At 69.3% G+C, this 24,167-nt stretch carries 23 protein-coding genes; 13 read left to right on the top strand and 10 right to left on the bottom strand.

Annotated elements, in window-relative coordinates:
* Positions 1-79: 79 nt before the first annotated feature.
* A complete protein-coding gene (locus ACT54L_RS23890; RefSeq protein ID WP_476088161.1) occupies positions 80-1,282 on the top strand; it encodes a citrate synthase family protein in 1,203 nt (400 codons plus the stop codon).
* 115 nt (positions 1,283-1,397) lie between these two features.
* Here the strand turns inward: ACT54L_RS23890 and maiA are convergent, their stop codons facing one another.
* The 4 genes from maiA to ACT54L_RS23870 form a co-directional block, all read right to left on the bottom strand.
* The gene (gene maiA / locus ACT54L_RS23885; protein WP_476088160.1) at positions 1,398-2,051 is read right to left on the bottom strand and encodes a maleylacetoacetate isomerase; all 654 of its coding nucleotides are present in this window, start codon (positions 2,049-2,051) and stop codon (positions 1,398-1,400) included.
* Positions 2,052-2,170: 119 nt separating this feature from the next.
* On the bottom strand, positions 2,171-2,647 hold the full coding sequence (locus ACT54L_RS23880; RefSeq protein ID WP_476088159.1) for a GNAT family N-acetyltransferase: 477 nt from the start codon (positions 2,645-2,647) through the stop codon (positions 2,171-2,173).
* A 265-nt stretch (positions 2,648-2,912) separates the two neighbouring features.
* On the bottom strand, positions 2,913-3,374 hold the full coding sequence (locus ACT54L_RS23875; protein WP_476088158.1) for a GNAT family N-acetyltransferase: 462 nt from the start codon (positions 3,372-3,374) through the stop codon (positions 2,913-2,915).
* A complete protein-coding gene (locus ACT54L_RS23870; RefSeq protein ID WP_476088157.1) occupies positions 3,371-4,099 on the bottom strand; it encodes an NAD-dependent epimerase/dehydratase family protein in 729 nt (242 codons plus the stop codon). The genes ACT54L_RS23875 and ACT54L_RS23870 overlap by 4 nt, the downstream gene beginning before the upstream one ends.
* 85 nt (positions 4,100-4,184) lie before the next feature.
* Here ACT54L_RS23870 and ACT54L_RS23865 point away from each other — a divergent pair, with 85 nt between their 5' ends.
* Entirely contained in the window at positions 4,185-4,655 is a 471-nt protein-coding gene (locus ACT54L_RS23865; RefSeq protein ID WP_476088156.1) for a MarR family winged helix-turn-helix transcriptional regulator, read from the top strand.
* Between the two features lie 65 nt (positions 4,656-4,720).
* Here ACT54L_RS23865 and leuA read toward each other — a convergent pair whose 3' ends face one another.
* A complete protein-coding gene (gene leuA, locus ACT54L_RS23860) occupies positions 4,721-6,400 on the bottom strand; it encodes a 2-isopropylmalate synthase (RefSeq protein ID WP_476088155.1) in 1,680 nt (559 codons plus the stop codon).
* Positions 6,401-6,637: 237 nt separating this feature from the next.
* Here leuA and ACT54L_RS23855 point away from each other — a divergent pair, with 237 nt between their 5' ends.
* Positions 6,638-7,444 (top strand): AraC family transcriptional regulator, encoded by an 807-nt coding sequence (locus ACT54L_RS23855; RefSeq protein ID WP_476088154.1) that lies wholly within the window; start codon positions 6,638-6,640, stop codon positions 7,442-7,444.
* On the opposite strand, the gene ACT54L_RS23850 is transcribed toward ACT54L_RS23855, so the two are convergent.
* The 3 genes from ACT54L_RS23850 to ACT54L_RS23840 all read right to left on the bottom strand — a co-directional run bounded on the left by ACT54L_RS23850 (position 7,328) and on the right by ACT54L_RS23840 (position 9,377).
* The gene (locus tag ACT54L_RS23850; RefSeq protein WP_476088153.1) at positions 7,328-7,840 is read right to left on the bottom strand and encodes an SDR family oxidoreductase; all 513 of its coding nucleotides are present in this window, start codon (positions 7,838-7,840) and stop codon (positions 7,328-7,330) included. The two genes, ACT54L_RS23855 and ACT54L_RS23850, sit on opposite strands and share 117 nt — an antisense overlap.
* Before the next feature lie 89 nt (positions 7,841-7,929).
* Complete coding sequence (locus ACT54L_RS23845; RefSeq protein ID WP_476088152.1) at positions 7,930-8,649, bottom strand: nitroreductase; 720 nt, start codon at positions 8,647-8,649, stop codon at positions 7,930-7,932.
* Positions 8,646-9,377 (bottom strand): FadR/GntR family transcriptional regulator, encoded by a 732-nt coding sequence (locus ACT54L_RS23840; protein ID WP_476088151.1) that lies wholly within the window; start codon positions 9,375-9,377, stop codon positions 8,646-8,648. Before ACT54L_RS23840 ends, ACT54L_RS23845 begins: the two co-directional genes overlap by 4 nt.
* Positions 9,378-9,648: 271 nt before the next feature.
* Between ACT54L_RS23840 and ACT54L_RS23835 the strand changes: the two genes are divergently transcribed.
* The gene (locus ACT54L_RS23835) at positions 9,649-10,818 is read left to right on the top strand and encodes an efflux RND transporter periplasmic adaptor subunit (RefSeq protein ID WP_476088150.1); all 1,170 of its coding nucleotides are present in this window, start codon (positions 9,649-9,651) and stop codon (positions 10,816-10,818) included.
* A complete protein-coding gene (locus tag ACT54L_RS23830) occupies positions 10,818-13,973 on the top strand; it encodes a multidrug efflux RND transporter permease subunit (protein WP_476088149.1) in 3,156 nt (1,051 codons plus the stop codon). Before ACT54L_RS23835 ends, ACT54L_RS23830 begins: the two co-directional genes overlap by 1 nt.
* 4 nt (positions 13,974-13,977) lie before the next feature.
* Here ACT54L_RS23830 and ACT54L_RS23825 read toward each other — a convergent pair whose 3' ends face one another.
* Both ACT54L_RS23825 and ACT54L_RS23820 read right to left on the bottom strand, forming a co-directional pair.
* A complete protein-coding gene (locus ACT54L_RS23825; protein WP_476088148.1) occupies positions 13,978-14,559 on the bottom strand; it encodes a cytochrome b in 582 nt (193 codons plus the stop codon).
* Positions 14,560-14,608: 49 nt separating this feature from the next.
* Positions 14,609-15,148 carry a GNAT family N-acetyltransferase gene (locus ACT54L_RS23820; RefSeq protein ID WP_476088147.1) on the bottom strand — a complete coding sequence of 180 codons (540 nt, stop codon included), beginning with the start codon at positions 15,146-15,148 and terminating at the stop codon, positions 14,609-14,611.
* 343 nt (positions 15,149-15,491) lie between these two features.
* Here ACT54L_RS23820 and ACT54L_RS23815 point away from each other — a divergent pair, with 343 nt between their 5' ends.
* From ACT54L_RS23815 to ACT54L_RS23780, 8 genes are all read left to right on the top strand, one after another.
* Complete coding sequence (locus ACT54L_RS23815) at positions 15,492-16,160, top strand: response regulator (protein WP_476088146.1); 669 nt, start codon at positions 15,492-15,494, stop codon at positions 16,158-16,160.
* On the top strand, positions 16,157-17,491 hold the full coding sequence (locus ACT54L_RS23810) for a sensor histidine kinase (RefSeq protein ID WP_476088145.1): 1,335 nt from the start codon (positions 16,157-16,159) through the stop codon (positions 17,489-17,491). Before ACT54L_RS23815 ends, ACT54L_RS23810 begins: the two co-directional genes overlap by 4 nt.
* An 80-nt stretch (positions 17,492-17,571) precedes the next feature.
* Positions 17,572-17,877, top strand: a complete 306-nt coding sequence (locus tag ACT54L_RS23805) for a hypothetical protein (protein ID WP_476088144.1) — start codon at positions 17,572-17,574, stop codon at positions 17,875-17,877.
* 70 nt (positions 17,878-17,947) lie between these two features.
* Complete coding sequence (locus ACT54L_RS23800) at positions 17,948-19,639, top strand: cyclic peptide export ABC transporter (protein WP_476088143.1); 1,692 nt, start codon at positions 17,948-17,950, stop codon at positions 19,637-19,639.
* Between the two features lie 177 nt (positions 19,640-19,816).
* Entirely contained in the window at positions 19,817-21,223 is a 1,407-nt protein-coding gene (locus tag ACT54L_RS23795; RefSeq protein WP_476088142.1) for an efflux transporter outer membrane subunit, read from the top strand.
* On the top strand, positions 21,223-22,356 hold the full coding sequence (locus tag ACT54L_RS23790) for an ABC transporter permease (RefSeq protein WP_476088141.1): 1,134 nt from the start codon (positions 21,223-21,225) through the stop codon (positions 22,354-22,356). The genes ACT54L_RS23795 and ACT54L_RS23790 overlap by 1 nt, the downstream gene beginning before the upstream one ends.
* Complete coding sequence (locus ACT54L_RS23785; RefSeq protein ID WP_476088140.1) at positions 22,353-23,078, top strand: ABC transporter ATP-binding protein; 726 nt, start codon at positions 22,353-22,355, stop codon at positions 23,076-23,078. Before ACT54L_RS23790 ends, ACT54L_RS23785 begins: the two co-directional genes overlap by 4 nt.
* Positions 23,075-23,992, top strand: a complete 918-nt coding sequence (locus tag ACT54L_RS23780; RefSeq protein WP_476088139.1) for an HlyD family secretion protein — start codon at positions 23,075-23,077, stop codon at positions 23,990-23,992. The genes ACT54L_RS23785 and ACT54L_RS23780 overlap by 4 nt, the downstream gene beginning before the upstream one ends.
* Positions 23,993-24,167: the final 175 nt, after the last annotated feature.

Genomic DNA, 24,167 nt, shown 5'->3' with positions numbered 1-24,167 from the left:
AGAGGTTGCAAACTTTGCCACCCGTAAATAATTGTCAACGTTGATTAATGTTGTCAATATAGTCCGCCGAAGGCTCGGAATGCCGCGCTACATGACGTCCAAGGAAGCAGCCGCTTATCTGCGGGTATCCCGGCAAACCCTTTATGCCTATGTCAGCCGCGGCCTTCTTCACGCGGAGGCCGGCCCGGGCCAGCGTGAAAGCCGCTACCTTGCCGCCGACGTGGAACGGCTCGCAGAGCGGAAGGAAAAGGGCCGCAAGCCCAAGGAAGTGGCGAAAGCCACGTTGAATTTTGGCCTGCCCGTTCTGGAATCGGAGATCACCCTCATAGAGAACGAGCGCCTTTATTATCGCGGCGTCGATGCCTTGGAGATCGCCCGCACGCGCACGGTCGAGGAGACGGCCGCGCATCTGTGGCGGAGCAACATCTCTGCGTTCGACCGTAACGCCCCGTTGGCTCCCGGCTCCCTCCCTGCTGTGATGCAGAGCTTCCATGGCCGGCGTGCCGAGGAGACGCTGTTGCCCCTCTTCACCTTGGCGAGCGACGATGCCGGGACTGCCCTGTGGCAGACATCACCGCAACGCCTGGCGGAAGGCTGCGTCGATCTGGTGCGCATGCTGGCCGCCTGCCTGCTTGGCAGGGACCCGAGCGCGCAGCCGCTGCATCAGCAATGCGCGCAGGCCTGGGGCGTCGATGCCAGGGGGGCGGACCTCATTCGCAGGGCTCTCGTGCTGTGCGCCGATCACGAATTGAATGCCTCGAGTTTCACGGCGCGTTGCATCGTCTCGACCGGAGCGAGCCTCAGGGCCGGCATCATTGGGGGGCTGGCCGCGCTGACGGGCCGGCGTCATGGGGCGACCACCGCCCGCGGCGAAGCGCTCTGGGACGAAATCGGCGGGGAAGATGTCGGCACGAAGATGCGCCAGCGCTTGGCGCGAGGGGACGACATTCCCGGCTTCGGGCATCGGTTGTATCCTGCGGGAGACGTACGCGCGACCGAGCTGCTGGCGTCCATGGCGCCCCTCGACCGCGACTGCGAAGCGTTCATCCATCATGGACAGTGTTTGACCGGGGCCCCGCCTTCCATCGATTTTGCGCTGGTGGCCCTGCGCCGCCAGCTTCGACTGCCGGTTGGCTCCGCCTTTGGCATGTTTGCCTTGGGCCGCTCCATTGGCTGGATCGCCCACGGCCTGGAACAGCGGGACAATCCAGACATCATCCGGCCACGTGCGGCCTATACGGGCCGATACCTTCCGCCAGAGAGGCCTGCTTCAAGGCGATGATCCGCGCGCGTTTGGACCAGGCCGCTCCGCGCCGGAACGCGCGCGGAGCGGCCGAGATGCACGGCAAGACGCCGCGAGTGCCGGCACGCGCGATGCAGGAAGCGCGCCCGAGGGATCATGCGCCGGCGCGCTTGTAGCCGCCCTGGCGGAAGGGATGGGCGGCCGCGAATTCGGCAAGGGCAAAGCAACGCTCGCCCACATTGGCCACCAAGGGAAAGGCTTCAAGGCCCACCTGGTAGACATCCGCAAGGGCGATTTGGCTGGCGATGCAGATGTCAGCAATGGTCGGCGTTGTGCCCAGTGCAAAGGGGGCGGCGGGGCGGCGGGCAAGCAACCGCTCGTAAGCCGCAAGCCCCTCGCTCGTCCAATGCCGGCACCACGCGGTGACGGCGGCCGCGTCGGCGGCGAACGCCGCGCTGAGATGCTTGCGCACCCGCGGCACCGTCAGGGGATGCGCATCGGCGGCGCAGACCAATGCGAGTGCACGTGCATAAGCGCGCTCGCGCACATCCACGGGGAGAAGCCGCGGTTCCGGCTGGATCTCGTCGAGATATTCAATGATGGCCAGGGACTGGGACAGCCGGTGGCCGTCATGCACCAGGGTGGGCACCGCATGCCCCGCATTCAAAGCGGCATATTCGGCGTCAAACTGCCGCCCGGACAGGATGTCGACCTCGATCTCCTCAAAGGCCATCTGCTTCAATCCCAGCGCGACACGAACGCGAAATGCTGCGTTCGAGCGCCAGAAGCCATAGAGCTGCAGTGTCATTGAATGTCTCGCTACCGTGGTGATCCCGGGAAAGGCGCCGGGCGCGCCCCTTCGCACGCAGCATTCCGGCGGAGCCGCACCTCGCCGACAGGTCGCAGCGGGGGCGCCGCCGCCTGCCATCAGCGCGTTGGCGGGCTCGGGGCCATGTCCAGATGCAGGAACTGGTTGAAGCCGTTGGCGACATAGTCGCCGAACACCTCGCCCGTGACGAAGCCGCGCTGGCGATACATCCGCAGCGCCGGCTGGAAGGCCGCGCCGCTCCCGGTCTCCAGGCTCAAGCGGCGCAGGCCCCGGCGGCGCGCCACCTCGATGATATGCTCCAGCAGCAGGCGCCCGACCCCCTTGCGGAGATGAGCGGGATGCGTGCGCATGGATTTCACTTCCCCCACCACCTCGTCGAGCTGTCGCAGCGCGCCGATCCCGCAGATGGCGTCGCCGTCCCAGACGCTCCACACGGTGATGTCCGGCCGCTTCAAGCCGGTGAGGTCCAGGGCGTAGACGTGACCCGGCGGCGAAGTGGCATTCATCCCGGCCAGATGAAGGCGCAGAAGATGCAGCGTCTGGGGGCTCGTCAGATTGTCCTCGCGAATGTCCATGGCCAATGATCCTGTTCGCAACATCCCGCTGTCGCCCGTCTCGGTATTTTCGACCTGGGCCTGCGGTGCGCCCGGACCGCCGGCTGACAGCACATGGTCCATCCAGGTGGCCGCCCGCGCGCCAGGCGATCCGGCTTCAGGATCTGGACGGACACCAGCCCGATGGTCGAGAGCACATGCCGCAAGGCGGCCACCACCTGGCCGCCGAAGCGCCGGCTGTGGGATGCGCCTCCCCGCGCGCTGGCGCTGGCAGGCAGCAGCTGGCTCACGCCGCGTCCTCGCCAAGGTCGATGCTGAAGCGCAGGGCGCGCGCGAGCAGGCCATGCCGGAAGTAAAAGCGGTGACCGAGCATGTTGGTCAGCGGCGTGTCCAGCACGAGCCGCGTGCAGCCCCGGCGGCGCGCCTCGGCCTTGAGGCTGTCCATCATCCGCCGGCCGTGCCCGGTGCTGCGGGCCGTCTCGTCGGTGACCAGATCGTCCACATAGAAATGGACGCCGTGAAAGAGGTTTTCCTGAAGGCGGAAGCCAGCAAGGGCGGAGGGGCCGATGCCATTCCACAAGGCCAGGAGCGTGTAGCCGGTCGCCGCCTGGCGCCGCCAGCGCGCGACGAATTCCTCTTCGCAGGCGAGGTGCGGACGCAGTTGCCGCATGAGCGGAAAACAGGCCGCCACCTCCGCTTCGGTCTCGATCAATCGGATCTCGCCCGGGGCATACCGAGAGGCGGTCACAGGCCGATCCTCCAGTCCGCCGACCAGTTCAGGTCGCGCTTGGCTTTCTCGCTGCTCACGGCACCGTCGTCTTCGGCGAAATTGTAGATGCCGTGCGCCCCATGGGCGAGCGCCAGGAGCACCGCCTTTGCCGCGGCATCCACATGCAGCGGCGCCGGGCCCGCGGGGGCCTGAAAGCCCGTTCCCGGGCCGTAGAGGCGCCCATATCTCAACACGGCGCCCTGAAGTGGGGCGGTCAGGGTCTGCGCCTCAAGGCTGGCGACGCCCCGCGCCGAGACGCCGGCGCGCCCCTCTGCGGTCACCGCCAGCGCATCATCTTCCGTGTGGGGTGTCGGGCCGTCGGCATAGGCGAAGGCAACGCTTTGCGCGATGAAGCGCCGCGCGCCCGCGCGCAGCGCCGCTGCCATCAGATTGCGGGTTCCCTCCTCGCGGATCCTGGCGTTGCGGGCCATGGCCTCCGCCATCCGCGCCGGATCGAGCGCCGGCGGGAGGTCGGTCAGCTGGTGGATGACCACCTCCGGCTGGGCTGCGGCCACGGCAGCATGGAGGGCCTGCGCGTCAAAGACATCCACCACGGCCGGCTCGATGCCACGGTCGCGCAGCCGCGCGGCCTTGTCCTGCGCGCGCGTCATGCCCACAACCCGCCACCCCTCGGCGAGGAGCAGCGGTGCGAGGCGGCTGCCGATGGCGCCGGTGGCGCCGGCGAGGAAAACCGTTCGATCCATGGTCCCTCTCCCTTCCGGGCCGATAGGCGCCGGCCGTCGGATGGTGTATATCAGAGTACGAATAAGTTATCAGAGTTCTGATATTATGCGCAAGCCTCCCAAAGCGCCGATCCTGCCCCAGCCCGGCGAGGGCAAGCGGGGCGAGGATGGGTACCTCGGCTATCTGCTCCGCCAGGCGGCGGGGGCCTATCGCCACCGCATGGATCGCGCCCTTGCCGATCTCGACGTCACGCCGCCCCAGTTCGCGGTGATGACGATGCTGAACGGCTATCCCGGCATATCCAGCGCCGACATTGCCCGGCTGGCCATGCTGACCCCGCAGACGGTGAGCGTCATCGTCGCCAATCTGGAGCGCGCCGGGACGATCCGGCGGCTGCCTCATGATGTCCATGGCCGCATCCTGCAGATCGAGCTGACGCCGGAGGGCCTGGCGCTCTTGCAGCAATGTCGGGCACGCGTGCAGGTGCTGGAGCGCGAGGTCTCCGACCTGCTCACGGAAGCGGACGAGGCGGTCGTCAGGCGATGGCTTACGAGCATCGCCAAAAGCCAGCCTTAGAACCGGACGCAGCCGCAATGCCCCTCTCCCGCCGGCCGCTCCGGGGCAGCCGGCGGGAGATCAGATCACGCCCCGGCGGCCTGGGCGGCGGTGTTGGCGGCGCTGAGGAGCGCTCGGACGGAGGCGGTCGCAACATCCGGATCGATGCCCACACCGAACACCGTGCGGCCATCGGCCGTGCGGCATTCCATATAGGCTGCCGCTCGTGCGTTCGTGCCGCGTCCGATGGCATGTTCCTGATAGTCCGCCACATCCAGCACCGGCCCGCCGGCGTGCGCCAGCGCCGCCACGACGCCGGAGATCAGGCCGTTGCCGCGTCCCGACAGCGAGCGAACCTCGCCATCCATGGCGATGCGGCCGACGAAAAGCCGCTGGCCGACAGGCCCCCTCTCCTCATAGTCCACCAGCACGAACCGATCGGCCGGGCGCGGCAGGTAGGCCGTCTCGAAACAGTGCCAGATGTCGGCGGCATCGAGTTCGCGGCCGATGGCGTCGGCCAGGCGCTGCACATGCGGGCTGAAATCCGCCTGCAAGCGCTTGGGCAGCTTCAGGCCGCGATCCTGCTCCAGGATCCAGGCCACCCCGCCCTTGCCAGACTGGCTGTTGACGCGGATGACGGCCTCATAGGTCTCGCCGATGTCCATCGGATCGATCGGCAGATACGGCATCTCCCACACGTCGTCGTTGCGTTGGTCATGGGCGGCAAAGCCCTTGCGGATGGCATCCTGATGGGAACCGGAAAAGGCGGTGTGCACCAGCTCACCCGCATAAGGGTGCCTTGGATGAACCGGGATGGCGTTGCACTGCTCCACGGTCTCGACAATCCGGCGCATGGCGGGGAACGACAGGCCGGGATCGATGCCCTGCGAGTAGAGGTTCAGCGCCAGCGTCACCAGGTCGACATTCCCCGTCCGCTCGCCATTGCCGAACAGGCAGCCCTCCACCCGGTCCGCACCGGCGAGCAGCGCCTGCTCTGCGGCCGCCACCGCCGTGCCCCGGTCATTGTGCGGATGCACACTGATGACAACCGCATCGCGCCGCGAGATGTTGCGGCAGAACCATTCGATCTGGTCGGCATAGACGTTGGGCATCGCGACCTCGACCGTCGCCGGCAGGTTGAGGATGGCCGGGCGCGCCGGTGTGGGCTGCCAGACGTCGAGCACCCGCTCGCATATTTCCAGCGCGAAGTCCGGTTCGGTGAAGCAGAAGGTCTCGGGCGAATACTGGAAGGTCCAGGCCGTCTCGGGGCGCTTCAGGCTCTCTTCCAGCATCGCCGTGACGCCCGCGACCGCCAGCGCGACGATATCATGGCGCTCCATGCCGAAGACCACGCGCCGGAACAGCGGCGCCGTTGCATTGTAGAGGTGTACGATGGCGCGGCGCGCCCCTTCCAGGGATTGGAAGGTGCGGGCGATCAGATCGGCCCGAGATTGGGTCAGAACCTGAATCGCCACATCATCGGGGATCCGGTCCTCCTCGATCAGCCGACGCACGAAGTCGAATTCCGTCTGGGACGCGGAGGGAAAAGCAACCTCGATTTCCCTGAAGCCGATCCCGATCAGCATGTCGTAGAAGCGCAACTTGCTTTCCACGCCCATGGGGTTGGCCAGCGCCTGATTGCCGTCCCTCAGGTCCGTGGAGAGCCAGCGGGGTGCCTTCGCCAGGCGGCGCGCGGGCCACTGCCTGTCCGGCAGCACGATGGGCGAAATGAACGGGCGATATTTGGTTTCCGGGTTCTTCAACATGATCGATGTCCGGTGCACGCAAGGGGAAGAGGCGGGCACGGCTGCATACGGTCGCCAGGATGCCGTCAGTCCGGACGACCGCCTGTAAGTCGCAGCGCGGGGGAACGACGGCTGGGGAGGACGATCGCAGACACGACAGGGCACAGTCACTGGTGGAACCGGCGCTACCGTACCGGGGGCCGGGATGATACTCTCGCGAGTGCGGAGCATATTTCGTCGCAAAAGGATCAAATCCCCATGTCGCCGGACGCCGTCTCGGGCAGCATCAGGGTTGTCAGCCAGGACGCGCACCGCTTCGCCAGCGCGCGCCATGCCCATCGCCAGGCGCAGCTCATCTATGCGATCAGCGGCGTTGTTTCGGTGACCGCGTCAGGCAGGACCTGGGTCGTTCCCCCGAGCCGGGCGGTGTGGGTGCCCGGTGGAACCGAGCATGAGACCCGCAGCTTCGCCGGCGTGCGGTTCCGTGCGTTGCTGATCGATGGAGACGAGGCCACGGGCATGCCCGACGCCTGCGCGGTGGTGGAGGTGACGCCTCTCTTGCGCGAATTGATCCTGCGGCTCGCGGTTCTGGCAGAGGCGCCCCGCGACGGGGAATTCGCCCGTGCCGTCACACGGCTTCTGCTGCTGGAACTGGCGGTCCTGCCGGTGGAGCCGCTGAGCCTGCCCCTGCCTCGGCATGCCCCGCTCGCGCGCTTCTGCGACGGGCTGCAGCGCGATCCTGCCCGCCCCCTTTCCGTGGCGGAGGCCGCGCGCCAGCTTCATATGAGCCGGTCGAGCTTCATGCGGCTGTTCCAGCGGGAGACCGGCCTGAGTTTCGCCCATTGGCGGCAGCAGGCGCGCTTGCTGCAGGCCCTCTTGCTCCTGGCGGACGGTCACTCGATCCTGAATGTCGCCCTCGCCTGCGGCTACAACAGCCCGAGCGCCTTTTCAGCCATGTTCCGCCGCTCGCTCGGCCGAACGCCCCGCGAATACTTCGAGCAGCGCCCCGGGCAGGGCGCCGCCGGCGATCATCTCGCGGCAGACCGTGGCAGACCGGGACATTGACGGGCGGACGAACGCCACGTCCTCCGGCTCGTCCGCCGGCCAAGCTGCAGAGACATCTGATGGCGCTGTCGGGCGCGCCGTCGAGAGGGCGATCCGACCAGATGGCACCGCGACGTGGTTCCATCTGCGCTCGAACGCCGCGAGCGAGCCCGGCCCCTCCTTCTCCACCATCCGGGCGCCAGGGGCGATGCCGGCACAATTCACCAGCAGGTGGGGACGACCGCGTTCCGACAGGACCCGGGAAAGGGCGGCCTCCGACGCTGCTGCGTCGGTCACATCGCAGATGAGGGCGAGCGCGCCGGTCTCGTCCGCGAGGGCCGACATGCCCGGCGCCGTCAGGTCCACCAAGGCAAGGCGGCGTGCGGTGGCGATGGCAACGTAGTCCTTCAGATCCAAGGCTTCCTCATTCCTCAAGGTATGGGGCGGCGATCGCCCCGCGGCGGCGGGACGTGCGATAGGGTCGGGAATGAAATTTCGCCTGTGGCTCAGTCGATCGTGTCGACGAAACGCACAAAGCGCTCCGGGGGCTCGCGCACCGTGGTGAAGGCGTTCTCCGGGGCGTCAGGATCGGCGAAACCGAGAGCCATGCCGCAGACCATCATCTGAGTGGCGGGAATGGCGAGGCGGCGCGCGATGACGGCGCCATAGGGATTGAAGGCCGCCTGGGGGCAGGTGTGGAGACCGAACGCCCGCGCGGCGATCATGATGTTCTCAAGGAACATGCCATAGTCGAGCCAGGAGCCCCGCTCCAGGTCCCGGTCGATGGTGAAGATCAGCCCGACCGGCGCGTCGAAGAAGAGGAAGTTGCGCGCATGCTGGCGGCGCATCCGCTCGGCGTCCCCCTTCGCGATGCCGAGCGTGCCATAAAGATCCCACCCCACCTTGCGGCGGCGGGAAAGATACGGCTCGCGCCACTGGCGGGGATAATAGGGATATTCCTCGGCGCCGGGATCGCCGGCGAGGGAGAGGGAATGGAGTTCGCGCGTGAGCCTCGCCAGCGGCTCGCCCCGCAGGACCAACACGTGCCAGGGCTGGATATTGCTTCCGGAGGGCGCGCGGGCCGCCAGCTCCAATAGGGCCGCGACAGTCTCGTCGGGGACCGGCGTCGGCAGGAAGGCGCGGATGGAGCGGCGCGAACGGATGGCATCGGCGGCCGAGAGGGCGCCAGAGGCGACAGGGGTGGCGGAGGAAGCGGGAGGGCTCATTTTTCCGGCATGTCCACGGGGGTGGCCATGTCGAGATTGGCGAGCTCGTAGCCACGTTTGAAGTCCAGGATGTGCTTTTCCATCCACTCCCGCGCGCGCTTCTCGTCGTGATCACGGATTGCCGCGAAGATCGCCTCATGGGCCACCAGCAGGCGCTCGCCGGCATTAAGGCGCGACATCACCTTTAGGAAGGGCGGATAGAAAAGCTCGGATATGGGCAGGCGCGCCATCTGGAGGGCGCGGTTGCGGGTGGCGCGGGCCACCAGGTCGTGGAACTCGATGTCGAGGGCGGCGAGACTGGTGGAATCCTTCTGCGCCTTGCGCCTGTCCTCGAGGTTGCGCTCCAGGCCCTCAAGGTCGGCCTCATCGCTGCGGTGGGCGGCGGAGGCGGCTGGCTCGATGGCGAACATCGCCTCCCACAAGTCCTCGAACCTGACCTGATACAGCACCATCGCCGCCGTGCGCCGGCGGGAAATGTCGCCGGACTGGGGAATGGAGGCATAGAGCTTCTTGCGACCCGCCTCGCGCCGGACGAAGCCGTTCTGCTCCAGCATGCGGATGGCTTCGCGGCTGGTGGAGCGGTTCACGCCGAGCCGCTCCGCCAGCCCCGCCTCGGAGGGCTGGAGATCCCCAAGCGCGATCTCGCCGGCCAGGATCTTGTCCTCGATGGTGCGGGCGACGAGACGAAATGCGGGCTCCACCTGCACCGGATCAAGCGCGAGCGTCATCGGAAACCATCCTCCCGGTGGCACGGGCCTTCTCCAGGTCCCACAATACCTTGCGTTGCACCTTCCCGGTCATGGTCTTCGGCAGCTCGGCAAGGTCAGCTCACTCAGGCGCCATCTCCCACACCCGCCGCATGACACACCTTGCCGCCGGTCTGCGTGCGATCGCTGACAGGTGGAGCATATGGGCGGTCCGGCCGCTCGGCGCGACGCATTCGGCCGTTCTTCGGGCATTGTAATTTCTAGGCAATCACGCTGCGTGATAGCCCTGCCCATGAAAATCGATCGTCCGCGCCGATGCCTTGTGTGGCTCCAGACTTACAACCTGTTTCTGGCAGGGGCAATCGCCCTCGCGGCCTGCGCGGAGAACCAGCCGGCAGCCACGCTCGAGCCCGTCGAGGTCTCGGTCGTGCAGCTGAGGGCCGAGCCCGTTACGGTCCACGACGTGCTGCCGGGCCGGGTTGTGGCCTATCGGGTGGCGGAGATCCGGCCGCAGGTGGGCGGCATCGTCCAGCACCGGCTTTTCCGCGAGGGGAGCGAGGTCGAGGCGGGCCAACCGCTGTTCCAGATCGAACCGGCCGCGCTCGCCGCCGAAGTCGACATGGCGGCGGCGAGCCTGCGCCGGGCGGAGGCGGTGCTCAATCGGGCGGAGGTGCAGGTCAGGCGCGTCGAGGCGCTTCTCAAGACCAACACCGCGACCCAGCAGGCCCATGACGACGCCATCGCCGCGCGCGAGCAGGCCGCCGCCGATGTCGCCCACGGCCGGGCGGCGCTGGAGCGCAGAAGGCTCGATCTCGGCTTCGCCACCCTCCGCGCGCCCATTGGCGGGCGGATCGACCATGCGCTGACGAGCGAGGGCGCGCTGGCAACGCCGGCAGGCACCGCTCCGCTCGCGATCGTGCAGCAGATCGACAAGGTCTATGTGGACCTGCGCCAGCCGGCGCGGCGCCTGGATGCCTTGCGGCAGCTGGCGGGGGCCGAGGGAGCGGATGCCGGCGCGGTGGATATCCTCTCGGCGGACGGCAAGGTCTCTCCCGTGGTCGGCAGGCTGCTGTTCTCGGGGATCAGCGTAGACCCGGGAACAGGCGAGGTCCTGGTGCGCGTCGAGGCGGACAATCCCCAGCGCCTCCTGCTGCCGGGCATGTTCGTCCGGGCCCGCGTGGCGCGGGAGCACAGGCCGGCAGCCCTGCTGGTACCGCTGCAGGCGGTCCAGCGTGACGGCAACGGAACGGAATACGTCAGCATTGTCGAGGCGCCCGGGCAGGTCGCGCGGCGCGACATCGCGACCGGCGCGCAGATCGACGGGCGCATCGTGGTCGAGCGCGGGCTGCGCCCCGGCGAGCGGGTGATCGTGGAAGGACAGGACCATGTCCAGCCGGGCGCCCCGGTGACCGCCCTGCCCTGGCGGGGCGAGCGTGTGGCGGGTGCGGAGGGGCAGCGCTGATGGCCGCTTTCTTCATAGACCGGCCGGTCTTCGCCTGGGTGATCGCGATCGTCATCGCGCTCGCCGGAGCCCTCGCCATCCCACAGCTTCCCACCGAGCGCTATCCGGCCATCGCGCCGCCCAGCCTCAGCATCTATGCGACCTACCCCGGCGCCTCGCCGCAGGCGATGAGCGAGGGGGTCGTCAGCCTGATCGAGCGCGAACTGTCGAGCGTGCGCAATCTCCTCTATTTCGAGAGCGCCACGGACACCTCGGGCACCGCCACGATCACCGCGACGTTCAAACCCGGCACCAGCCCCGAACTGGCGCAGGTGGACGTGCAGAACCGCCTGAAGACCGTGGAGCCGCGCCTGCCGCAGGCGGTCCGCCAGCTTGGCCTGACGGTCGAGGCGGTGGCCTCCGGCTTCCTGCTGCTGCTGGACATCACGGCCCCCGAAGGCGGCTATGACGAGGTGACGCTCGGCGACTATGCGGTGCGCAACGTCGCCGACGAGCTCAAGCGCGTGCCGGGTGTCGGCCGCGTCCAGATGTTCGCGACGGAGCGCGCGATGCGGATCTGGATCGATCCGGTCAGGCTGTCCGCCCACGGGCTCACCGTCATCGATGTCACCACCGCCATCGCGCAGCAGAACGTGCAGATCGCGCCGGGCGCCCTCGGGGCCGAGCCGACCACCGCCGGCCAGCGGGTCACCGTGCCGCTGGAGGTGGATGGACGGCTGCGGACGCCCGATGCGTTCCGCGCCATCGTGCTGCGCGCCCTCCCGGACGGATCGAGCCTCACCCTCGGCGCGGTCGCACGGGTGGAACTGGGCGGGCAATCCTATGCTTTCGCGACCCGCTCCAACGGCAAGCCCGTGGCGACGCTCGCGGTCCAGCTTGCGCCGGGCGCCAACGCGGTGGCCACCTCCTCGGCCATCGCCGCGCGGATGACAGAGCTGGCCAAGGCGATGCCGGAGGGGATGAGCTTCTCGATCCCCTTCGACACGGCGCCCTTCGTGCGCGTCTCCATCGAGAAGGTGATGGTCACCCTGCTCGAGGCCATGGCGCTGGTGTTCCTGGTCATGTTCGTGTTCCTGCAGAACGTCCGCTGCACGCTGGTGCCGGCGATCGTGGCGCCGATCGCGCTGCTCGGCACCTTCGCCGTGATGCTGGCGGCGGGCTATTCCATCAACGTGCTCACCATGTTCGGCATGGTGCTGGCCATCGGCATCATCGTCGACGATGCCATCGTCGTGGTGGAGAGCGTCGAGCGGCTGATGGCGCAGGAAGGCCTCGCCCCGCGCGAGGCGACCCTGCGGGCGATGGGCGAAATGACCGGGGCGATCGTCGGCATCACGCTGGTGCTCTCGGCGGTGTTCGTGCCGATCGCGCTGGCGGGGGGGTCGGTCGGCGTCATCTATCGACAGTTCGTACTGACGATGGCGGTGTCGATCCTGCTGTCGGCTTTCCTCGCCCTTACGCTCACACCCGCGCTCTGCGCGACCATGCTGAAGCCGATGCCGGGGCCCGGGGAGAAGCGGGGCGTCTTCGGCTGGTTCGATCGGCGCTTTGATGGGCTGACGCGCGGCTACGCCCGCCGGGTTGCCCGGCTGGTGGGCCGGCCCTGGCGGATGATGGCAGGCTTCGCGCTGATCGTGATCCTGCTCGGCCTCGCCTTCGCGCGGCTGCCTTCCGCCTTCCTGCCGGAGGAGGACCAGGGCTATTTCCTCACCTCCATCCAGTTGCCGCCCGACGCGACCGCGAACCGCACGCGCGAGGCGGTGGAGACCATGGAACGCCACAATGCCACGCGGCCTGCCGTCCGTCACACCGAGAGCATCATGGGGTTCGGATTCTCGGGCTCCGGCCCGAACACGGCGATGATCTACACCATGCTGACGGACTGGACCGCGCGCCGCGGCGCGAGCGCCGCCGACGAAGTGGCGCAAGCCAACGTGGCGGCCCGGTCCATCCGGGAGGGCAGTGTTGTCAGCATGTTGCCGCCGGCCATCGACGGGCTCGGCACGACCTCCGGCTTCGCGCTGCGCCTGGAAGATCGCGCCGGCCGCGGACCGGCCGCGCTCGCGGCGGCCAAGGACCGGCTGCTGGCGGCGGCGGCGGAGAGCCCCGTGCTCACCGGCGTCTATGAGGAGGGCCTGCCGCCCGGAAACCGCATCCGGCTTGAGATCGACCGGCGGAAGGCGCACGTCCTCGGCGTCTCCTTCGCCGACATCGCAGATACGCTCAGCGCGGCATTGGGTTCGTCCTATGTCAACGACTTCACCAATCTTGGCCGTGTCCAGCAAGTGATCGTGCAGGCCGACGCGGCGGCGCGAATGACCCTGGACGACATTCTGGGGCTCGAAGTGCGCGCCGCCGGTGGCCGTGCCGTGCAGGTGTCGGAGCTCGCCACGCCCGCCTGGGAGAACGGCCCGCTCCAGCTTGTGCGGTACAACGGCTATCCGGCCGCGCGGATCACCGGCGCCGCCGCCCCAGGTCGCTCCAGCGGAGAGGCCATGCGGGAGATGGAGATGCTGGCGCGCCGTCTGCCGCCGGGCTTCGCCGTCACCTGGACCGGCCAGTCCCTGCAGGAAGAGCAGGCCGGCGCGCAGGCGCCGCTGCTGCTCACCCTCTCCATGGGGGTGGTGTTCCTGGTGCTCGCCGCGCTCTACGAAAGCTGGTCGGTGCCGCTCGCCGTCATGCTCGTGGTGCCGCTCGGCCTGATCGGCGCGGTGGCCGCCGTCATGCTGCGCGCCATGCCGAACAACGTGCTCTTCACCGTCGGGCTGGTCACCATCATCGGGCTTTCGGCCAAGAACGCCATTCTGATCGTCGAATTTGCCCGGGCGGCCCGCGCGCGCGGGCTTGATCCGGCGCAGGCGGCGGTGGAGGCGGCGCGGCTGCGGCTGCGGCCCATCGTGATGACAAGCCTTGCCTTCACGCTGGGCATCGTGCCGCTGATGGTCGCCTCCGGGGCGGGCAGCGAGACCCAGCAGTCCATCGGCACGGGCGTCTTCGGCGGCATGATCAGCGCCACCGTCCTCGCGGTCCTCTTCGTGCCGGTGTTCTTCGTCGTCGTGACGCGGCTGGCGGAGCGGCTGGCCGGGCGGTCCGGGCGCCGCCCCGTGGCCGATCCTTTGGCCAATCCTTTGCCCGGCTCCACCGACCCAGGTTAGGGCGTCAGGCGCGCCTGCGCCACATGCGCGGCAGAACGTCGGTGGGGCCGTTCCTGTCCTCGAAATGGTGCTTCAGCGTGCCCGCCACGTGCAGGATGACGCAGGTAAGGAGCAGATAGGCCGCATATTTGTGGAGCGCCTGAAACACGACGAAGGCCGCGTCGTTCTTCGGCAGGAGTTCGGGCAGGTGGGGCAGGAAGAAGAACGGCACCCCGTCGCTCTGGGTGAAGCTGCTCGACATGGCGTAGCCCAGCAGCGGGATGAGCACGGTGAGCGCGATCATCAGGCGGTGGATGGCATGCGACAGCACCTTCTCCCAGCCCCGCAGAGCCGGGGGCAGGCCGGGGAGGACGGCCCGGTAGCGCCAGCGCAAGGTCAACTGCACCAGCGCCACGAGCCAGACAAGGATGCCGAACTGCTTGTGGTTCACATAGAAGAAGCCGGCGGTCGGATCGTCTTCGGAGAGGCGGGTCATGTGCCAGCCGGCCGCGATCAGCGCGAGGATGAGCACCGCCCGCACCCAATGCAGGATGCGCATGGAGCGGGGGTAGACGACGCCGTCTGCGGCGTGCAGCGATGGAGGCATGTCTCTTTTCCTGTTCTGTGTCGCGATGTGCCGCGCCCGCAGGGCCGGTCTAGGTCCGGCCGGCCATGACCTTCTCGAACCTGAACATGCCGCCGCCGCCCGGCAGTGCGGGCTGATCGTCGCGGTGGGGATCGGGGTGGCCGGCATGATAATAAGCGACAATCCTGAAGCCGCATGTGTTGACGTAGAAGTGGATGTTCCGCCTCTCGAAATAGGGGGTATGGGTGGTCCACACCCGCGTTTGCGGATAGCGGGCTTCGATCGCCGACCAGGCGCGCCTGCCGATGCCCTGGCCTTCATGGCCCACGGCCACGAAGAACAGGTCCAGGGCGTTCTGGCCGGTCAGCCTGTCGATGGCCACCACCGCTCCGCCCACCCTGTGTCCGTTCCGAACAAGGTGAAGAACCTCCGCGCCCGGCGCCTCGCAGGACTCCCGGATGATCTCCTCTGGCGGGATGGCGGCCTCCGCCAGCGCGCCAAACTCCGCCTCGGCGGCGACGGCGAACGCCTCCCGAAGCGCCTGCCGGTAGCGTGGCAGGTCGGCGGAGGCCACCGGCTCAAGACTGACAATGTCGTGATCCAAGGTCATGGCTCCAAGAAAGGCCCGGCCCGGGCACGGGGTTGAGGGTGATGCGGCGCGGTCACCGGCCTCCGGTGCGCTGTGGGATCCGGCTCGGTGCCGGCGCCGCAAGGCGGTGGGGTGGCAGGGGATGTCACCTGGCCGCCGCAGGGACACGCGCGATCCCGGCTGCTCCAGTGCCCTCGCGCACAGGGGGCGGGCCACGCCTCATCCATGGAGGGGGCTTCATTGCGTGAACATTACACCCCGGCCGCCGGGCGCCAGCCGCCGGGCGGGCCCTCTCGGTGGGCGTGTAATCTTCATGTAAGGATGGCGGCCAAGAAGCGGGGCCACACAAAGAGGGCATCCATCCGTGCGCATACTCGTCATAGAGGACGATGTCGACCTCGGCCCCTGGCTGCGCGATGCGCTGGAGGTTGCGCTCGGCGGGGCCGACCGCGTGGCAACGCTCGACGAGGCCGAATCCGCGCTGAAGGTGCGCCCGTTCGATCTGGTGGTGATGGACCGGCGGCTGCCGGACGGCGACGCGGTGACTCTGATCGCCAGAATGCGCCTGCTCAGTCCGCGCCCGAGCATCCTGGTGCTCACGGCGCTGGATGACCCCAATGAGATCGCGCGGGCGCTCGATGCCGGCGCCGACGACTATCTTGCCAAGCCCTTCGAGCCGGTGGAGCTGATCGCGCGGGCGCGAGCCGTCCTGCGGCGCAACCAGCTGGACCAGAAGGGCATCACCAGCGTGTCGAACCTGCGCTTCGACACCTTCGCGCGCACCGCTTATGTGGACGACCAGCCGCTGATCCTGCCGCGCCGGGAGCTCGCGCTGCTGGAAGCGCTGATGCGCCGGGCGGGGCAGGTGGTCCTGCGCGAATCCCTCGACAATGCGGTCTACGGCTTCGACGACGAGATCCAGTCCAATGCCATTGACGCCCACCTGTCGCGCTTGCGCAAGCGCTTGCGGGAAGCCGGGTGCCGTGCGGAAATCAAGGCCCTGCGCGGAATCGGTTACCTGATGGCTGAATGAGGATGTTGCTCAAGAGATCCATCGCCTCGTCGGCCGCCATGCTGCTGGGAGGCCTGATCTCGGCGCTGCTGTTCTGCCTCTTCGTCGGCTTCATCGCCTTCTACGGGGACGACGGCGACGTCGCGCAATCCGATGTCGCCATCGAGATCAAGCGCTCGGTCCGGCTGGACGAAGCGGGCCGCCCGCTGCTGACCCCGACCGGCCGGCTGCGGGCGCTTGAGCGGCAGTTTCCGCAGCTCTGGTATGTGATCAGCACTCCCCAAGGCAGCCTTTCCCATGGCGAGGTACCCCCGCGGGTGCGCGCCGGCCTCGGCCTGCCGGATGCCCCGCAGGCGCGGTCGGCCTATGACGCCAGCGGCCCCGAGATGCAGCTCGTCGGCCAGACGCGCCCCGGGGACAAGGACAACCCGGACATGCTCATCGCCCTAGGCGGGGCGGTCTACACCAGCCTGGACGTGGTCATATCGCTGCTGCGGGAGCCGGACATGCCCTCCACGGTGCTGGCGGCGGTGATGGCCATCATCATCCTGACCACCATCCTGGTGGTGCCCGCGCTGATCGTGCGGCCGGTGCGTCGGGCGGCGGCAGCGGCGGAGGAGATCGGCGCCCGGGAGGGCGCGCGGCTGCCGGTCGACCAGCAGCCCGCGGAGCTGAAGCCGCTCGCCCTCGCCTTCAATCGCGCCCTCGACCGGATTGACGCGGCGACGGCGGAGCAGCGGCGCTTCCTGTCCAATGCCGCCCACGAGCTGCGCACGCCGCTCACCCGCCTGCGCACGCGGCTGGAGCGCGTCGAGGATCGCGAGATCAAGGCGGAACTGGTGGGGGAGCTGCAGTCGCTGTCGGCGACGGTGACCATGCTGCTGCAGCTCGCCCGGCTCACCTCCCAGCCCACGGAAATGCAGCCTATCGATCTCGTCTCGGTGGTGCGCGAGGCGACGGCCCGCGAGGTGCCGACGGCGCTGGCGAGCGGCGTGGACATCGAGCTGCGCGGCGATGGGCCGGTGAGGGTCTCCGGCTCGGCGCAGGCCATCGGCATCGGGCTGTCCAATCTCGTGCGCAACGCGATCCAGCACGGCGGCAGCGGCGGTCGGGTGGTGGTGGAGGTGGCCGCGTCGCGGCGGGTCTCGGTGATTGATTTCGGCCCCGGCATCGGCACCGCCTATGGCGGGCGCACGGTCATGGAACCGTTCGCGCGCGGCAAGCAGGATTCCGCCGGCACCGGCCTCGGCCTCGCCATCGTCGCGCAGGTCGCGGCGCTGCATGGCGCCAGCCTCTCCATGGAGGAAACGCCGGGCGGCGGCACCACGGTGACCCTGAGTTTTCCGCAATGATATTCCGTCGCCGTGCCATGTAATGCGTCGGTAATCCTGGGGTCGAGAATGGCATGTCTTCCATTCCTCCAGGATTCATCATGCGGACCATTGCCCCGCTTCTGCTCGGCGCGACCACAGCAAGCGCCCTGAGCGTCAATCCTGCCGCAGCGGACAGCGGCGATTTCATTGCCGACACCATTGCGGACGTGGACGCCGGTGCATGGGCCGGAACGGTCTTCGCCGCGCCGCCGCCTCCCGTCTATGTCTACGGCCCCTCTCCCGGCTGGGCGGGTCCGGTGCCGCAGCACCCGCCCGGCGGGATGCATGATCCAGATGTCCATCGCGGCGGCTGGGACGAGGATTGCGACGAGGAGACCGGTGACGATGACGACGGGGGGCCGTGATCCCGCCCCGCCCCACCGCGCGCCAGCGCGCGCCGAACTCTCCCGTTCCCGACCTGATGGCGACTTCGCGATGCCCCCCTCTCCCGTCGAACCGGCCCCCAACCTTCTGCGCGAGGTGCTGCGCCTTCTGCGCCCCTTCTGGCGGCTCATCCTGCTGGCCAGCCTTGCGGGTGGCGCCGGCGGACTGGCCATGGCCTGGGCGCTCTCGCTCATCAACGGCGCGCTCGCCTCCTCCGCCTCCCCGACGATGCTGATGGGCCTTGCCGCCCTGTGTCTGCTCAGCCTCGCCGGCCAGCTCATCGCCGGCGTCGGCAACAGCCTGCTGGGGCAGCGCATCGTCGCGCGCCTGCGGCAGGAGGTGTGCCACCGCATCCTCGATGCGCCGCTGGCCGAGATCGAACGGATGAAAAGCCCGCGACTCATGGCGGTGCTCAATGGCGACGTGGAGAAGATCGCCGAGTTCGGCAACCATTTCGCGGGCTACACCACCGCTCTGGCGATGGTCCTTGGCTGCTTTGCCTATCTGTTCGCGCTGTCGGTGCCGATGGTGTGCTTCGGGCTGGTGCTGGTGGTTCTGGGCGGGGTGCTCAATTCCGTGGCCATGGGGGCCTGGCTGGCCCGCTTCGACGAGGCGCGCGGCCTGGAGGACCAGCTGCAGAAGCAGTATCGCGCCATCATCGAAGGCGCCAAGGAGCTGCGCCTCAACCGCCCGCGCCGGCTGCGCGTGGAGCAGCAGGGCATCGGCGCCCTCACCAACCGCATCGCCGCCGTCAATGGCCGGGCCTACGCCCTCTTCTGGGCCGTCGACACCATCAGCATCGCGCTGATCTTCGTGTTCGTCTGCGTCGTCCTGGTGCTGCGGCCCCATCTGGGCATCGACAACGAGGTCATCACCGGCTTCATCATCGTGATGCTGTTCGCCAAGGGCCCCATCGAGGAACTGGCCAGCGCGCTGCCGGTGTTCAGCCAGGCGCAGATCGCCCTGCGCCGGATCAGCGCCCTGACGGCCGGCCTCGCAGAGGAGGGATCGGAAGGCGCAGGCTGGCGCCCGGCGCCGCCCTTCCGCCACAGCCTGGCGCTTCAGGGCGTCCGCCACAGCTTCGCGGGCGAGGATCGTGCGGGCGGCTTCGCGCTCGACATCGCGCACCTGACCATCCGGCAGGGCGAGATCACCTTCATCGTCGGCGGCAACGGCAGCGGCAAGACGACCCTCATCAAGATCCTGCTGGGGCTGTACCGGCCGAGCGCCGGCCACGTGCTGCTGGATGGGCGGCCGGTGACGCCGGCCGGGCTGGAGGGCTACCGCCGGCTGTTCTCGGGCGTGTTTGCCGACTACCACCTGTTCGACGAGATCCTCGCCGGGCCGGGCGGTGCGTTGCGGGTCAATGCCTGGCTGCAGCGGCTGCATCTTGCCGGAGTGGTGTCCGTCGACGGCGCGCGCCTTACCACCACCGATCTCTCCACGGGGCAGCGCAAGCGGCTGGCCTTCATCCACGCCGTGCTGGAGGATCGCCCGATCCTCATGTTCGACGAATGGGCGGCGGATCAGGACCCGGACTTCCGGGCCATGTTCTACCGCACGCTCCTGCCGGAGCTGCGGCAGGCCGGCAAGACCGTGATCGCGGTATCTCATGACGACCGCTATTTCGACGCCGCCGACCACATCGTCCACATGGCGCGCGGACGCGTGATCGCCACCGAAAGCCCCGACGCGCGCGCGGCCGGCGCCGCTGCGGCTCCGCTCGCGGTCCACCGCGCGTAATGCTCGCGTAATCGCGCCGCGCGAGATACCCTCACGCTCGCAAGAGCGACTGGACCGCAACACCGCCGGCATCCTCGTTTCCGTGCCTCCGGCTGGCCGGCCTCGCGCCGATGGCCCAGCCGCTGGCGAGGACGTCGCCGCGCCAGATGACGGACGAAGCCCCTGCCCCCTCTTCCCTTGCCTCGCGATGGCCATGCGCCGGCCAGTGAGCCCTCCGGCCCGTCCATTGCATTTGCGCTCGCGGGTGTTTGGCTGCTGGCGGGATGCTCGCTGCTGGAGCCCGTCGTCCCGGAGACGCCGGCGCTGCCCCTGCGGTATGCGCAGGAGGCCGCCCCAGGGCCTCGGCGGGACATCGACGGCTGGTGGCGCCGCTTCCGCGATCCGACGCTGGACCGGCTGGTGGCACAGGCCGCCGGCCAGAACCTCTCCATTGCGCAAGCGAAGGCGCGGCTCGCGGCCGGGCGCAGCCAGGCGGGCGCGACATCCGCTTTGTTTCGTCCGAGCGTGGGCGGCAGCGGCCAGGCGCTGGCCGGTACGTCGGAAGAACCGTTCGAGGATCCCCTGCGGCAGCCGGTCGTCGCCGGGTTCGACACGAGCTGGGATATGGGCCTGTTCGGCCTGTCGGAAAGCACGCAGCAGGCCGCCGCCGCCTCGGCCGCCATCGCCGGTGATGAGCTGGAGGCGGTCCGCATCGCCGTGACGGCGGAGGTTGCCGCGGCCTACATCTCCCTCTGCGCGACGACGCGGCAGCGGCAATTGGCGGCCGACCTTCTCGCGGCGCAGGAGCGGCGCGCGGGCCTTGCGCGCAGCCGGGCGCGGAACGGCCTCTCGCCGCCGGGCACGGATGCCGATGGCGCCGCGGTCGCGGACACGCAGGCCGAGCTCGCCCGGCTCGATGCCCGCGCGGAGGCGCTCCGCCAGCAGATCGCAACCCTGCTCGGCACCACGATGCCCGACGCGGCGCTGGGCGCCTCCGGGCGCCAGCCTTATCCCCAGGACGGCCCGGAGACCGGGCGGCCAGCCGATCTCCTGCGGGCGCGGCCGGATGTGCGGGCGGCCGAGCAGCGGGTGCTGAAGGCTGCCGCCGATGTGGGGATCGCGAAAGCCGAACTCTATCCGAAGCTGCGGCTGGGCGGCACGATCGGCGTCGGCCTGCCGGCGCCGGGATCGGCGCTGGGCCTTGCCGGCGGGCCGTCCCTCCAGCTCCCCCTGTTCGACCATGGCCGGCGCGCCGCGGCGGTCGATGCCCGGCGGGCCCTGCTGGAGGAGGCGCTGGCGGCCTATCGCCAGGCCGTCCTCACCGCCTATCAGGAGGCGGCCGGGGCGCTCGCCACGTGGCGCGCCGCCCGCGCGGCGACAGCGCGCCTCGCGGTGGTGATCGAGGCTGACCAGCGCCAGGCCCGTCGGCTCGGCGTGCTCTACCGAGAGGGCCTGGCGGATGCGGGCGGACGGGCGGACGCGGACGCCGCCCTGATCCAGGCCCAGCGCCGTCTGGCGGCGGCACGAGAGGCCGAGGGGCTGGCCATCGTCGCGCTCTATAAGGCGTTAGGGGCGGCCGCGCCGGCGCCGGAGGCGCGGAGCTGATGGCGGTCGCGCTCGCCCGCAAGACGCTGGTTCACGAATGGCGTCGGTTCCTGCCGGCGGTGATGTCGGTGGGCTTTTCCGGCGTCCTCATCATCGTGCAAGGCGCGCTGCTGCTTGGCATCGTCGGCACCAACGCGCTGCCGGTCACGCAGTCGCGCGCCGATCTGTGGATCGGCTTTCCGGGCACGCAGAGCGCCGACCTCGGCCGCAGCATCGACGCCGGCGCCGCCGCCGAGTTGCTGGTGGACCGGCGCATCCTGCGGGTCGAGCCCTTCCTGCTGGGCTCCGGGGACTGGCGCGGCCCGCGCGGGGGCGGCGTCAGCGTCACTCTCATCGGCATCGACACGCGGCCAGACGGGCTCGGGCTTTCCCAGGCGATGCCGCGCTCCGCGCGTGCGCTTCTGACGGAGCCGGCGACCGTGCTGGTGGACGCGGCGGACCTCGACAAGCTCGCGACCGCCATCGGCGGCGCCGCCGAGATCAACGGCCAGCGGGTGCGCGTGGTGGGCACCACGCAGGGCATGCGCGCCATGGGCGGCGTCAACGTGGTCGCCTCCCTGGCCACGGTCAGGGCGCTCGACCGCTCGCTCGCGGCCGCGGGCGACGTCACCTATTATCTCGCCGCGCTGCGCTCACCTGGCGCGGCGCGGACGGTGCAGGCCCGCTTCTCCGGACCCGAGACCCAAAAGCGCTTCGAGGTCTGGACGGCGGATGAGCTGGCGGGACGCTCGGTGCGCTACTGGCTGCTGGAATCGGGCGCGGGCGTTGGTTTCATCTTCGCGACCATCGTCGCGCTGCTGGTGGGCACCCTCATCACCAGCCAGACGCTGACGGCCGCCGTCGCGGCGTCAACGCCGCAATACGCCACCCTGCGGGCCATCGGCGTGCCATTTCCCAAACTCCGCCGCATCGTGGTGGAGCAGGCGGCGTGGGTCGGCGCCGTCGGCTTGGCGCTGGGGCTCGCCGGCAGCCTGCTCACGGCGGCGATGGCCTATCTCAACGGCATCCCCTTTGCGCTCGGCCCCGGCATCATGGCCCTGTCCGGCGCGCTCGTGCTGTCGGTGGCCCTGCTCGCGGGCGTGCTCGCGCTGCGCCGGCTGCGCCATGCCGACCCTGCGGCGCTGCTGCGATGACGGCGGATGTCTCGCTGCGCGCGTGGGGGCTGGAGAAATCCTACGTGGTCCAGTCCATCCGAACGCAGGCCCTGAGCGAGGTCTCCCTGGCGCTCCATCCAGGCGAACTCTCCCTCATCAGCGGCCCCTCGGGCTGTGGCAAGAGCACGTTGCTGTCGCTGTTGAGCGGCCTGTCGCGCCCGGATCGCGGCCAGGTGCACGCCCTCGGCACGGACCTCTGCGCCCTCGACGATGCCGCGCGGGACGCCTTCCGGCTGGCCCATTGCGGCTTCGTCTTCCAGGGCTTCAACCTGTTTCCGGCGCTCGATGCGCTGGAGCAGGTGCAGCTGGTGCTCGACTATTGCGGCATCGCCCATGACGCGGGCCGACGCGCCGCCGCCCGGGTGCTCGACATGGTGGGGCTCGGCCAGCGGCAGCATCTGCGCCCGGCCGAGCTGTCGGGCGGCGAGAAGCAGCGGGTGGCGATCGCACGGGCCATCGTCAAGCGTCCGCGCCTGCTGTTCGCCGACGAACCGACCAGCGCCCTCGACAGCGTGAACGGCGCCATCGTCACGGACCTTCTGCGCGAGATCGCCCACCGCAGCGGCACCATCGTCGTCTGCGTCTCGCACGACCCGCGCCTGATCGCCCGCGCCGACCGTGTGATCGAGATGGAGGACGGCCGGCTCCGCCGCGACAGTCGCGGCGCCCAGAGACCCGGCGCCACGGAGACCAGTCCATGAAGCTCTCGCATATCGCCACCCTCGCCCCGGTGGTGCTGGCGCTCGCCGTCTGCATCACCGCCGGCATCGTGATGGTGACCAACAGCAGCCGGGTGGACGCCGAGCCGCAGCCGGATGGCGCGCCGGTGATCGCCGCCGCGCGCGGGCGCGTGGAGGTGGAGGGCGGCCTCTCGCGCATCCTGGCAACGCGGGACGGCCAGGTTCAGGAGGTGCTGGTGGCCGAGGGGCAGCGCGTGGAGGTCGGCACGGTTTTGGCGCGGCTCGGGGCGCGGGAGGCCACCTTCGCCCTCGCCGCCGCCGAGGCCACGCTCGACGAGGCGAAGGCCCGGCAGGCCGCGCTGGAGCAGCGGCGGGCCGTGCAGCAGCGCAGCCTCGAGCGCACCCGCCGCGCGGCCAAGGACCAGGCGGTCTCGGCACAGGCCCTCGACGAGGCCGAGGCGGCAATGGCCGCGCTGACCGGCGAGCTGAAGAGCGCCGAGGCCGCGACCGCGCTCGCGCTCGCCCGCCGCGACAGCGCGCTCTACGAACGCGAGCGGCGCGAGGTGCGCGCCCCGCTCGCCGGGCGTGTGGCGCGTCGCTCGGTGAAGCCGGGTGACGTCGTGTCCGCCAGCGCGGCGACGGAAATGTTCGTCGTCATCCCCGATGCGCCGCTGATCGTGCGGGCGGAGATCCAGGAGAATTTCGTGCGGCTGGTGACGCCGGGCATGACCGCCGAGATCGTCGCGGAGAGCGACGAGCGCACGAGCGCCCCCGGCCATGTTCTCAGGGTCGGCGCCTTCCTCGACACCCGTCGCACGAGCGAGGGGCCGACCGAACGCGCCGACGTGCGGGTGGCGGACAGCATCCTCGACATCGATCGGCCGGAATTGTTCCTGATCGGCCAGCGCGTCTATGTGCGTTTTCACAATCCATGAAGATTAAACTCAGACATCATTCGTAATGTTCGCGCAATCCAGCGGCTTCATCGATGTCAATAGAAGCAATTGGAACGGGGCAACCCTTTGCACTCCCCACGCCTGGTCACCCCATGGCCCGAAAACACTTTTCGGCCTGACGATTTTACACCAAAACTCAGGCCCTCGCCCGCCC

It is taken from the genome of Aquabacter sp. DMC10 (assembly GCF_056314145.1).
This window is presented reverse-complemented; position numbering and strand designations above follow the sequence as displayed.